This is a genomic window from Sphingobacterium sp. 40-24 (assembly GCF_001899705.1).
In the GTDB taxonomy this organism is placed as follows: Bacteria; Bacteroidota; Bacteroidia; order Sphingobacteriales; family Sphingobacteriaceae; genus Sphingobacterium; species Sphingobacterium multivorum.
On record NZ_MKWH01000035.1, the window covers coordinates 27602 to 39809 of the forward strand.

Consider the following 12208-nt stretch of genomic DNA (forward strand, 5'->3'; position numbering starts at 1 on the left):
TTTAACTCTTAAAAACCTACCACCTATTGCCCATATTTTGTCATCTATTCCATTGATCGACCAATTAAGAAAGTATCAGCTTGGAAAGGTTACTTTTAAGCTCTTAGATGGTTTGAACTACCTTATATCAGAAGCTATTTAACAAACATTCCGGAAAGCAACATATGCTCGTTAAAATTCAGCGTTACTGTATAAGGTACTGTTTTGATTTCGATATAATTAGCAAAATCCACCGGATGATAAGTTATTTTGAGCTTATCTAACAGCTTTAGCACTTCTTTAAATTGTAAGCCTGGTTTTAAGTTATTTTCAAATGAGATGTTAACCTTTCCAAAGTCGTTGATGGCGTAACCATTGATCGTGTTTTCCTTTTGGTTCTCCGGATCATTTTTGCTGACAGCAAAATAAAGGTTGAAATCATGATAGGTATCCTGATAATAGATCTCATTGGTTTTTCCGGTAGCGCCATCAAACTCTGTTATCCGTTCAAAACGATTATTTATAGGAGATTTCGTAAAATCCTCTTCAGTTGTTTTGCCAACAATGAAATTGTTTATATTCCAGTTATTATCAATTTTCAGCGTGGGTTTGTCTTTAACATCTTCTGGTCTGGTCGCATTTTTTAGCAGGTCCGCCATATATTCTTCATTGTTGCATCCGCCAAAATCAATTAAACCATTCATGATATCCCAATAACACGTTTTAGACAGGTTTGTATTGTTCAGCATGATTAACCTATTATAGTCTGGCGCGTATAAAATAAACTTGTTTTGGGGCTTTAAATTCCAGTATAAACCATGGTCGGTATTTGGATTTTTTGTTCCTTTACCATATTTTGCCTCTAGTTTCTTTAAGATACTCGCCTTTAACTCTTGCCTCTTGAGCTCAATTCTTACGCCATATATTTTACCATCAGCATCGTATCTTTTTAAAGTTTCGTCTAACTCAATGGCGGTTTTGGCTTGTTTGAGATCAATGTGTCCACCGCCAAGACGTGTAATACTATCTGTTTTTAATGCTTCAGAGTTGATTTGAAATATAATCCGCTGCCCTGCTAAATCAATTCCATCGAAACGATACCTTTGTGATTTTTCAACCTCGAGCAACAGACTGAAGGGATACTCGATAGTCTCAACGCCAACCAATAATCGATCCTCAAATTTACTGATGTGTTCAATCGGCTCATTTAAGTTCAAGTTTGCTAAATCTATTTTTTCCTGACTTCTGCAACACATAACAAGGGGTAAAACAGCTAGTAATGATAATTTCTTCATGATTCTTATTCTTTTTTATAACAGGCAAAACGCTACTTTTCACTGGATCTTTCCCACCTTAATCTCCGATCACCAAAAGGTTCTGTTTTCCCTTTTTTATAAATAACCCGTTTACGAATTGTTCCATCTTCTTTATAGTAAATCCATTCACCTTCCTTAAGGTTGTTTAGATATGTGCCCCTCTCTGCCAGCTTCTTATTTCTGTAAACGCTGGCCTCTCCATTTTTAAAACCATCTGTAAATGGCTCGAAATTGGTTTGAAACCCATTAAATTTTATCGCATAATTCCCGTTTAAAGGTTCTCCCGTTTCCTTTAAACAAGTTTTATCAGTAGCATCATCGTACTCGGTTTCCTCAAGTTCAATCTTGATCCATGTTTGTGCAAAACCATTACTCATTGGAATTAAAAGAAAAAATAAAAAAGTGATGCCGCCAAGCATCTTCCTTAAAGCAGTTAGCTGTAAAATTAAAATCGATGGAATTAATATTACTTTATTCATTTATCAGGATGCTAAAATGTTGACATTATTGTTTAAGATTTCAGCTTCATTTACCCAACAAATTTAGCTGTAAATTTTAGCGCTAAATGAACCGATTACGATTCGCTTGGTATAAATAACGATTCGTGGCCATTTGCTTTTTTTCCTTCTTCGATGGGACCTTTAATTCATTATGCTGCTGCCAGATCTGACGACTTTGTATTCAAACAATGGCTTCGAACAAAAACGGTCGGATTGTATTACCTTATAATTTGTTTAAATAATACATGGTATTCTTCTTCTATACTCTTCTTGAATTCAAGGCTTTGCTCCATTGTGTTTTATTGCATCTTGGACATGCCTTGGAATCGTTCTCAAAACTAAATACGACATGGCCGCAATACATGCATGCGAATGGCCCTTCAGCACTGAATACATCAACCTTTTTGAAAGAAGACGGGAATAATGGTAGCCCATACCTCACGTCACTATCAGCATAAAATAAAACGCTTAATGTTCCATCGACTTCTAGAATCCCTTCCTTAACCTGTCCCAAATGTTCAACATTTAAATTTCTCAGTTCAGAAAAAAATTCCATACGTGAAAAGGTATTATCATTTTCATGTTTTATATCAAATACGCCATCCTTTACTACAGGTAAAATTTTACCTTCCAATAAATGGGCTATATTCTCTGATCGGGAGGCAATCCAGGTTACCAACTTATAAACAAAGATTACACATATAAAGACAACAATCGCATGGAAGATGGGTATTTCTTCTTGAAACATGGGATCTCCCGCAGCTGAGCCCAAACTGATTATAATCGCAACCTCAAAAAGAGTTAACTGCCGAACTCCCCTTCTACCCGAGAGCCTTAGAATGATCAATATTAGAAGAAACATTATAATTGTTCTCGCGCCTATTTCAATAAGAAAGGAGCTTTCCACCCCCTCTGCAAATATTTTTTGTATATCAATCATAACCTTTTAAAATCCAAAAATCTTAATGTGGCCGCCGCCATTCAATCCTAAAACATTCCTCCGGTCGCAATAGTTCATCACTTAGCAAAAACAACAAACATACGGTATCAATCTTCAATGATGGCAAAGTAATAGTCACGGTAAAGAATCTATTGACTAATACATAGATGTCAAGGTCGATATTTCTGAAGGAAACAAAGTTTTTATTGGAGTTTTTGTATATTGGCTCCACAAACCCATATTATCTAGCTTTATATATTCCCAAAAATGAAAAAAATATTATCGCTCATTGTCATAATTTTGTTCTGTCAAAGTCTAAGCGCCCAGACCATAGAAGAATTAAATGCGCAAGGTATAAAATATGCTAAAAAAGAAAAATTTGACGAGGCTTTTTCAGCTTTCGATAAAGCAATAAATCTGTATCCCAATTCACCTGGTACCTACGTAAATAGAGGCAACATTCACAGGTTTCGAGGAAATTACGACCTTGCAATAGCTGATTATTCAAAATTTCTGGATTTTTCTCCCAAGAATATCGATGTGCTCTATGCCAGAGCGGGTGTTTATAAAGAAGTTGCTGCATTTGACAAAGCAATTTCTGACTATTCGAGGGTAATTGAAATAAATCCATCCTATACAGACATATATTTTGACAGAGCATATTCTTATATCAGATTGAAAGATTATGAGAATGCAAAAAATGATCTAATAGCACAATTAAAAATATCGCCGAAAGATTTTAAGTCGCTTGCAAATCTGATAAACGTTAAAAAGGAATTAAAACTATTTGACGAAGCGCTTGTGGACTATGATAAATTACTAAATGAATTTTCTAATCAGCCAGACCTTCATATACTTTATAACAATCGAGCGAATCTCTATAGAGAAACTAATAGACCTCAAGAGGCACTAGTGGAAATAGAGAAAGCTTTAAAAGCAAATAAGAACTATGCTATAGGTTACTTTAATCGGGCAAGCATCTATCTGGATCTTGGCGATGAAAACAATGCTTGCAAAGATTTTAAAAAAGCATTGTCTCTAAATCTTCAGGAAGATCCCCATTTTGAAATAGATGAAGATTTTGAAAAGCTGAAATCACTTTGTAAATAAATGATTTGCTGAACTCATTTAATGCAAAATTGCATATATTGGATTTGAAATAAAGGCTATTCATATTAAATCAATATTTTATGGGCAATATATTTGACGAGCAAAAGTTATACCCTTATGATGGGACAATCAAAGGCCATTTCAAAGATCATTATGACAGCGTTTTCATTGCTCTCCTCCCCTTCTTTCAACTTGACAGAGAGGAAACTGATAAAAGTAATCTAAAAAAAGCTAAGTTACTATCGCACGAAGAAGCGCTGAAGGAAGTTGATTTTTTAAAAAGACTTCCCGAAGCGAATAGGGAAATCTATAGCTACGACAATGACCGATACCCTGCCGATGAAGAAATTTTTAGGAAGGGTAAATCAATATCTTGGGACAATATCGCGAAAGGGTCTTGTCTTGCAGGCTATGCGGAAGTTAATACGGCCCTAAGGACTTCTATAGGTGGGCTAAACCAGAATTTTACGAGACCGGACCTCATGGAAAAGCTTAACAATTTTACAGACCACGAAAGTATCTACCACCCGACTGAAGGCGCGCTTGGTATACTTTCAAAGATGGCTATCCGTAAAGCTTTCAAACTCTTGGGAAAAAACCAGATCCTGATAACAGACGAATTTTATGAAAACACCACAACTATAGATCTTGATCGATTAACGGAATATGAATTCTGTGATGAGATCGGCGGTAAAGATTATTATCTATACTCGGCTGATAAAGAAATTCTATTTACCATTGAATGGGATAGCTTCTTCTTTCTCATAGCAACAGATCATAAAAAAATGGATAAGCTTATCGCCAGCCATTTGTTTGAGGGTTTTCTTTGTAATGACAAGGCAGAACATTATTGGGAATACACCTTTGAATAAATAACAATTATAGTCTAAAAAAGGCTCAGTATAACATAGTTGCACAGTCATTTATGAAGCCAGAAACTCAAGAAAAATTTGACAGAATCATAAAAGAAAGCTTTATTGAAATCTTAAAACCGCTCGGTTTCAAAAAGAAGGCCAACAACTTTTATCTGCAGCTTGAGAAAATCGGTCACATCATAAATATTCAAAAAAGTTGTTATAGCACCAGAGATTCTAGTTCCACCCGAAGCAATGTTTTTTAAATAGAAAAGCGCAGATCGATGATTTTAATGGACATATGTATTCGATAGCATATTGAACCATTCCCAAAATCTCACCTTACCAAATCGTCATTAGACTACTAAATTCGGGAAACTGTTCAAGTATTTCCCTCTTTGAATAGGGAGTTTGCCACAATACTTAATCGATGATAATGTCTGTTTCATTTTTCTAGCCAAAGAACTCACACTATTCAATATGGTAATGAGTTAATTCTTAAAATATCTGGGTAACGAAAATGGAATCCAATTGAAGAATCTTTACTATTTTCATTAATAAGATTTTATCTATATTCATAAGAATTTGCATTAATTATGGAATTTTTAAAATATAAGGCTTGGAACATATTCAATTAAATCATTTAATTAAAATTATCAAGCAGTTGTTTCCTTTGAATGATAAGGAGATTTCACTCTTGAATGATGGTATCAGTTTTTTTTCTGCAGAAAAGGAAAAGAATCTGATCAAACCGTTGCATGTTGCCGATCGGCTTTTTTTTCTAGAAAAGGGAACTGTTAGAAGTTTCTATCAGAAAGATTATAAAGACATCAATACTGAATTCTTTTTTGAAAATAATTTTTTTACCGCGTTTACAAGTTTTCTGACCCAGGAGAAAACGAACTTACATTTTCAATGCATTGAACAATGTGATTTAATAAGTATACCAAGGGAGCTCTTGGATAAATTGCTCCGGGAGGATACCAAATGGAATATTTTATTGAATAATATTTTAGCCAAAGAATATATCAAAAAATGCCGAAGGGAAAGTTCCTTTCTACTTTTGGATGCCAATGAACGATATCACTATTTTCTAAAACAGTTCCCGGATGCAGATAATCGGATACCGCTTTTCCATATTGCTTCATACCTTGGGATGAGTCCTGAAACACTCAGTAGGATCAGAAGTAAAAAAATCAATCAAATTGATCTAAGTCAAGTAAACAATATTTAGATTTCCACACTTTTGTCATAGTAAAATTGAAACATTCTATGGAAAAAAGAGTAAAATTTGATTTCGAGATATTCTTTACGAATGGCGGTAGTATCAAAGGGGAAGATTTCAGATTAGATATATCCGGAGACGATATCAGCGAGAGTGCCCTGGCCGACTACATCGTTGAAGATATGCAGTTGCTAATGGTAGGAAAAGTTAATATCCTTAACAAAGAAATCCTGATTGAATCCCATAAACGTAAGCCAATTGATGAAAGTGTGGTAGAAGACTCCTTAATTGATTTGAGTCATACAATCGAAGATGGACTGATAACTTACAAGGGGCTACCAGCACCTCATATTTGCGATTATCTTTCTAGGGAACAGTCAAAAAATAACTATGACGGCGATACATCTTTTCAAATTGGAAAAATCGAGATGGTCACTAACACCGGAACTTATATTGATTGCCCGTTTCATCGATTTGCGGATGGCAACGACACAGCCCAAACGGCATTAAAGAGTTTTGCGGAGCTTGACGCGGTAATGATTCATATACCATTTACAGAAACCCTGAAAATTACGGAAGATCATCTTAAGAATAGAGAAATCAGAAATCGAGCGGTGTTAATACAGACTGGTTGGGATAAACATTGGAATACCGAGCTATATTATCAGGACCATCCTTATCTTACCGAGCAGGCGGCAATGTATCTTCGGGACTGTAACGTCAAACTTGTAGGTATTGATTCCCATAATATAGACGACACGGCCGGGAGAACAAGACCTGTTCATACCTTGCTATTGAGTGCCGGGATTTTAATCGTTGAGCATCTCTGCAATTTAAATAAATTGCCAGATCATAACTTTAAGTTCACCGCTGTCCCACCAAAATTCAAAGGTGTGGGGACTTTTCCGGTGAGAGCATTTGCTTCCATTGAAAAAAAATAATTATATTCAAATACGAAATCACTTTCAGCAAAAAACACAATTACATGGAAAATAACATCGGATTGACAAAAGGTGCAGGCTGGCAGTTCGGAATCAGAAAAACTATGCCAGCGAACCTGGAAACACTATGGAATATCTTTTTTTCAGACCGAGGATTAAGCTATTGGTCTGAAGGCGTAGACCAGGATTTTTCAACTTTTAATAAATATTCACATATCCGGACAAAGTGGAGGCACAAAGATTTCACAGAAGCCGCCAATTTACAGATCAGGTTTATTCCTTCGAAAAATAAAGATAAAACGACAATTTCATTTCATGTTGATAAATTAAAAAATGAAGGCCAGCGTGAAGTGACCAGAGAATATTGGTCAAAAGTGATTGAAGATTTAAAACTGTTGCTGGAATCTCAGAGCCAGAGTTAAGCCTAAGAATCGACTACCTCATTTGACTTATTGTCAAATCGAACGATAAAGTTCCAATTTCCCTGATTTTTATTGAATAGGAATAACTGGACATAATGATAACGATGATATTCAATTCCGTTGAACACATAAAGGTCAACTACTAATATTGACTACCTAACGCTGGACAAAACTCTAAATGGTCACCAGTATCAAAATATCAATATTACCACAAGGGCGAGCTATAAAATCCTACTCGCCCTTTTTCTTGTTTTAACTCTATTGCATAGCCTAATTATTACTGTTGTAATATCAAATTATATATCCTTTATTTTATTCATCACCCGTGATACCATTGCATCACAGTAAATCAAATTAAACCCAAAAATTTCTTCCTTTACATAATATTTCTCTATTTCCCTCCGTAAGTAAGTTTTAGCTCTGCTTACACGGACTTTTACATTACTTTCCCCAATTTCCAAAATCTCTGCAGTTTCCTGAACACTTAGTCCATTGATTTCCCTTAATGTAAAGGCTGTCCTATATTCTTCAGGAATTTTCAGCAGGCTTTTTTCAATGATTGAATTTAGTTCTCTGTTCATCACAATGCTTGAAGTTTCGGTATTATGAAGGTTTTCAATAGCCTGACTGTTGCTTTCAAGAGATTCCATATTCTTTGAATACCATTTCTGTGTTTCGTGATAGCATTTATGAATCATTATTCTGGAAATCCAGGCACGAAAGGAAGAACGACCTTCAAATTGGTGGAGATGAATATATACTTCGATATAGGTTTCCTGCATCAAATCCTGTGTGTCTTCATGATTGAAATGGTACATTCTTCCTATTCTGTATAAATACGGGTTATTTCTTCGAATAATTAATTCAAAAATAGCGGTTTCTTTATTTAGAACCTTCTCAATTAACTCTTTGTCAGTATAGGTTTCTTCTGTTTTCATTTATTTATTATCAGAAATTAGAGCTAATCTTGTCATGCAAAAAGCTGAAATAGCCATTACTAAATCTCTTACTGCAATATCCGCAAATTTCCAGCCAGCCAATAATGTCAAAGCAATTAGAGCCAGCCAAAAAGAAACGATTAACCCACCGACTTTGGGTTGTACAAATACTATAATTCCCGCAATAATTTCAATAACTCCTACAATCATCATAAATGTCGCACCCGAAAAAGGTAGCGTGCCGAGGATTGAAGGATTGATATACTGTGTCCAGTCACAAAGAATGTTTGTGAATTTATCCAATCCTGCTACCAAAGGAACTATGGTAAAAGTAAATTTTAAAATACTAAATACGGGTTGGACATTTTGTTTTAGTTGTGTAGTTTCCATTTGTCTCATTTTAAAGATTAAACTTATGCTTCTAAAACAATGGAGTATGGCTAAAGCAAAAAGGTTACAATTTAAATTGATCACCCCTTACTTTTCATATTGTCTAATATTTGAAGCTCAGATGGCACTTTATGCTCAGACTATAAAATAGTAGAAGTATCAATGACATATTGATGACGCTCTTCTTTATTGACAACCTTTTCCCAAGCCTCATTTATTTGTTCAGCTTTCATTGGCTAACCATTGACGATTTCACCACCATTGGGATGTAAAACTTGACCGCTCATAAAATGTGAATCTTCGCTAGCTAGGAATAGAAAGCTTGGTGCAATTTCATTTGGCATTCCTGCCCTTCGCATTGGGGAGTCGCTTCCAAATTCGGAGTTCTTTTTAGGATCAAATGAAGATGCTATCAATGGAGTCCATACCGGCCCCGGCGCAACAGCATTGACCCTAATACCTTTAGCGATAAGATTTGCTGACAAGCTTCTTGTAAAAGAAATTATTGCACCTTTTGTTGCAGAATAATCGATCAACTTTGGACTGCCTCGATATGCGGTCACCGAGGATGTATTAATGATACTTGCTCCCTTCTTAAGATAAGGCATGGCATACTTCGTAATCCAGAAATAGGAATAGAAATTATTCTGAAAAGTCTTGTGTAACTGTTCAGTGGTAATTTTTTCAATTGATTCTGTTTCCCAATGCAGCCCCGCGTTATTAACGATAATATCAACTTTCTTATGCGTTTTTATCGTAAATTCAATTACTTTTTTACAGTGATTTTCTTTTCCCAAATCACCTTTAATCAGCGTACATTTTCTAGAGAAGGATTCAACCTCTTTCTGGGTTTGTTTTGCATCTTTTGTTTCACTAAGATAGGCAATAACAATATCAGCTCCCTCCTTCGCAAATAACAAAGCTACAGCTTTCCCGATGCCGCTATCTCCTCCCGTAATTAATGCTACCTTATTTTTCAATTTTCCTTCTGCAGGATACTTTAACGGCGAAGTGTCAGGAACTGGTGTCATATTTATTTCTAATCCGGGTCGCTTTTGCTTTTGCAACGGTCGAATCTTTTTACTTGCTGCTTTTTTCATACCATTTTTTAGAATAATGACAGATAATAGCTGATTTCCAAAATGTGTAAGGGTCAGTGCAAATGGCAAAGTCCTAAAGTCTCGGTAATCTTTTATAACCTTTATTGATAAATGGAGGTAATCGGCATTTTGCGAAAAAGTTTAACCGATTCATCCATAAAGTGAACAAAGCCAAAGTCTGAAAGGTTTGGCAGCTATTTACATTTGCGCTTTCGCTTTTGCCTTATCTTCAATTAAAGCCTTCTTATACTTAAATACGAACCCAGTGGTCAATAATCCCTCGGCACCTTTAAGTCGTTTTTGATTTGTGTAGCATAATTAGATTTCTACCGCGCCTACTAGACAAGAGTCTTCGCGGATTCTCCTAATATCCAGAGCCGAAGAATTCCTTCCACCACGTCCGTCTCGCTTTGGGCAGGCTGTTGTTAGGTGCAGCAATTTTTCCCTCTTTCATTATTTCTGTCACGTCCATAATTAAACCTTCCACCATTGGAGAAAAGTTTCTATACTTTTTATGCTGAACTTTTATAATATGATATGAGTTCTTAGATGTCTCGTCTGAGGAGTTATTTGTTCTAATAATTATTCTGCAAAGTTGTTCAATACAATTTCGTACAATATTGCTGTTATCTGTTCCTTTTACTATTCTCTCAAGGATTTCAAGAGCTTTGGTATTTTCACCGGTCTCAACATATAACGCTGCCAATTCTTGATTGTAGACTTCGGTTAGAAAATCTTTATCATTTTTTTTGAGTGTCAATTTAAACGCTTCAATTTCTAAAGCCTTGTCGTTTGCATATTTCGCGTATGTCCTATATAAACTTAGTTCTTCATAAGTCCACGCTCTTTCTTGATTGATCCATTCGGGTAGTTTCTTCAAAAATAGTTCCCGTTCATTTGTCGAATAGAGAAAATACAGCTCGTCTTGAATTGGTAATTTGTAACTTCTGAAATAGGACTTTTTGTATTCTTTCCAATCGTCAATGTCTATTTGCGAATAAATACAACTTTCTTCAGCTTCTCCAATATACTTTAACAGTTCAGTTTTCTTTGGGTTGTCCGCTGTTTTTAAATATCGGTAAGTTTCTTTAATTCCTGCCGAAACCAAATATTCGCTATCAAATCCGATTCCGCTGTCAAAATCAATATTTTTAGCTTCAAAGAACAACCAAACAATTTCAGGTGAATTGAAAAGTGTCAGTATGAAGGCGCAGAAATATAAATTATCAACTTCGCCGCCCTTTCCATATTTTCGCCATTCCTTCTCTTCTGCAAAAAGAAATTTTACGATTTCATAGTCTGTCTGTTTAAGGTCATTGTAAATCGCAATATTGAGTCTTAATCGGTCAAAGTGTTTTGAATCTATAGCGTCTTTGTCAAAGCGATAATTGTCCAAGAGTTTTGGGTTCTGTCGGACTAATTCGAGTTCAGCTTTATAATTTTCTACTACTGTCACGGTGTCTTGGTGTTATTATACATAGCTCTCAAATATACGCAATTCAACAGATTAGAAAATGGATGCTTTGTGGAGATTTCGGGCATTGAGACCTCTCGCTTTTTTAGCTCGGTCAGAATTGCCCGAATTGAATGATCATCAGTTTTCGAAACAGATAATCAACGGTATCAAAATCTCCAATTAAGGGAAGATCATTACCCTTCGAGTGGCAGATATGACACATACTTTGTACTATAGGTTCGGGTGGCTTTCTCAAATTTTCAGCTCTTCATAAAATTACATATATTGGATTTTAAAATAAAGGCTATTCATAGTATAGTTGAATGGCAAAAGAAATTAAACTATGACCTGACGGTTGTAAGACCCATATTTAGTCAACATGGAAAAAGATAACAATGAAGGAATAAGCATTATTAAGGGAAGTGGTATGCTTCATGTCAATTGGGGTGATGAAAAAAATGGATCAGTACTATTTTTTCAAGGAGAAACGATCTTATTAGGAATGTATAATGTCCCCTTTGCCTTATATACCACGGCTAAATTTGACAAAAATACCTTGCCAAATGAACATGTAAAAAACCTTGACCTGCTTGAAAGACTATTTTTAACAGGTGATTACAGTAGTAGAAGGGTAAAAGAAAATAGTCCTTATGAGATCCCGTTGTGGATAAATGATCTTGAAAATCTAAGTTTGTTGTATTTGGATCATTTTGATTTAATTGGTTTGACCAACCTAAGAATACAAAACCTAAAGACACTGGTTCTTAAAAATGCTCATGTTATTGATATTCCCAATCTTCTAATTGAACTATTAACTTTTAAAAACTTATCACATATCGCATACGATGAGTCATGTATTCCATTAATCCACCAATTCAGAAAGCATCATATCGGAGTGATTACTTTTGAGCTCTTAGATAATTCGCGCTAAATTTATTAATCAATCCAAAAACTCTTTCTAATATTAGATGCAAAGTGATAAAACTGACTGCAAATGACCGACAAGATCTAACAATTTTTAATATTTGACCATAGAT

General features: G+C 35.2%; 14 protein-coding genes. 7 read left to right on the top strand and 7 right to left on the bottom strand.

Translation table 11 applies throughout. The features are described from left to right. Window positions 1–134: 134 nt before the first annotated feature. From BGP15_RS13730 to BGP15_RS13740, 3 genes are all read right to left on the bottom strand, one after another. Complete coding sequence (locus BGP15_RS13730) at window positions 135–1274, bottom strand: hypothetical protein (RefSeq protein WP_286769847.1); 1140 nt, start codon at window positions 1272–1274, stop codon at window positions 135–137. A gap of 32 nt (window positions 1275–1306) precedes the next feature. Further along, complete coding sequence (locus BGP15_RS13735; protein WP_286769848.1) at window positions 1307–1774, bottom strand: toxin-antitoxin system YwqK family antitoxin; 468 nt, start codon at window positions 1772–1774, stop codon at window positions 1307–1309. A gap of 280 nt (window positions 1775–2054) precedes the next feature. Next, window positions 2055–2735, bottom strand: coding sequence for a DUF421 domain-containing protein (locus BGP15_RS13740; protein ID WP_286769849.1), 681 nt, complete (start codon window positions 2733–2735; stop codon window positions 2055–2057). A gap of 267 nt (window positions 2736–3002) precedes the next feature. Here BGP15_RS13740 and BGP15_RS13745 point away from each other — a divergent pair, with 267 nt between their 5' ends. From BGP15_RS13745 to BGP15_RS13765, 6 genes are all read left to right on the top strand, one after another. Beyond that, a complete protein-coding gene (locus BGP15_RS13745) occupies window positions 3003–3845 on the top strand; it encodes a tetratricopeptide repeat protein (protein WP_286769850.1) in 843 nt (280 codons plus the stop codon). Window positions 3846–3925: 80 nt separating this feature from the next. Continuing rightward, window positions 3926–4717: a DUF2711 family protein gene (locus BGP15_RS13750; protein WP_286769851.1), complete on the top strand. Its 792-nt coding sequence runs from the start codon at window positions 3926–3928 to the stop codon at window positions 4715–4717. A 53-nt stretch (window positions 4718–4770) separates the two neighbouring features. Beyond that, window positions 4771–4965, top strand: coding sequence for a DUF4304 domain-containing protein (locus BGP15_RS26970; RefSeq protein WP_353681986.1), 195 nt, complete (start codon window positions 4771–4773; stop codon window positions 4963–4965). Window positions 4966–5318: 353 nt separating this feature from the next. Beyond that, window positions 5319–5933: a Crp/Fnr family transcriptional regulator gene (locus tag BGP15_RS13755; RefSeq protein ID WP_286769852.1), complete on the top strand. Its 615-nt coding sequence runs from the start codon at window positions 5319–5321 to the stop codon at window positions 5931–5933. A gap of 38 nt (window positions 5934–5971) precedes the next feature. Then, window positions 5972–6865 carry a cyclase family protein gene (locus tag BGP15_RS13760; protein ID WP_286769853.1) on the top strand — a complete coding sequence of 298 codons (894 nt, stop codon included), beginning with the start codon at window positions 5972–5974 and terminating at the stop codon, window positions 6863–6865. A 44-nt stretch (window positions 6866–6909) separates the two neighbouring features. Further along, window positions 6910–7287 carry an SRPBCC domain-containing protein gene (locus BGP15_RS13765; RefSeq protein ID WP_286769854.1) on the top strand — a complete coding sequence of 126 codons (378 nt, stop codon included), beginning with the start codon at window positions 6910–6912 and terminating at the stop codon, window positions 7285–7287. A gap of 296 nt (window positions 7288–7583) precedes the next feature. Here BGP15_RS13765 and BGP15_RS13770 read toward each other — a convergent pair whose 3' ends face one another. From BGP15_RS13770 to BGP15_RS13785, 4 genes are all read right to left on the bottom strand, one after another. Continuing rightward, the gene (locus tag BGP15_RS13770) at window positions 7584–8225 is read right to left on the bottom strand and encodes a sigma-70 family RNA polymerase sigma factor (protein ID WP_286769855.1); all 642 of its coding nucleotides are present in this window, start codon (window positions 8223–8225) and stop codon (window positions 7584–7586) included. Then, window positions 8226–8615 (bottom strand): hypothetical protein, encoded by a 390-nt coding sequence (locus BGP15_RS13775; protein WP_286769856.1) that lies wholly within the window; start codon window positions 8613–8615, stop codon window positions 8226–8228. It lies immediately after the preceding gene. A 236-nt stretch (window positions 8616–8851) separates the two neighbouring features. Then, window positions 8852–9715: an SDR family oxidoreductase gene (locus BGP15_RS13780; protein WP_286769857.1), complete on the bottom strand. Its 864-nt coding sequence runs from the start codon at window positions 9713–9715 to the stop codon at window positions 8852–8854. Between the two features lie 364 nt (window positions 9716–10079). Further along, entirely contained in the window at window positions 10080–11171 is a 1092-nt protein-coding gene (locus BGP15_RS13785; protein ID WP_286769858.1) for a hypothetical protein, read from the bottom strand. 379 nt (window positions 11172–11550) lie between these two features. Here BGP15_RS13785 and BGP15_RS13790 point away from each other — a divergent pair, with 379 nt between their 5' ends. Next, window positions 11551–12102, top strand: coding sequence for a hypothetical protein (locus tag BGP15_RS13790; RefSeq protein WP_286769859.1), 552 nt, complete (start codon window positions 11551–11553; stop codon window positions 12100–12102). Window positions 12103–12208: the final 106 nt, after the last annotated feature.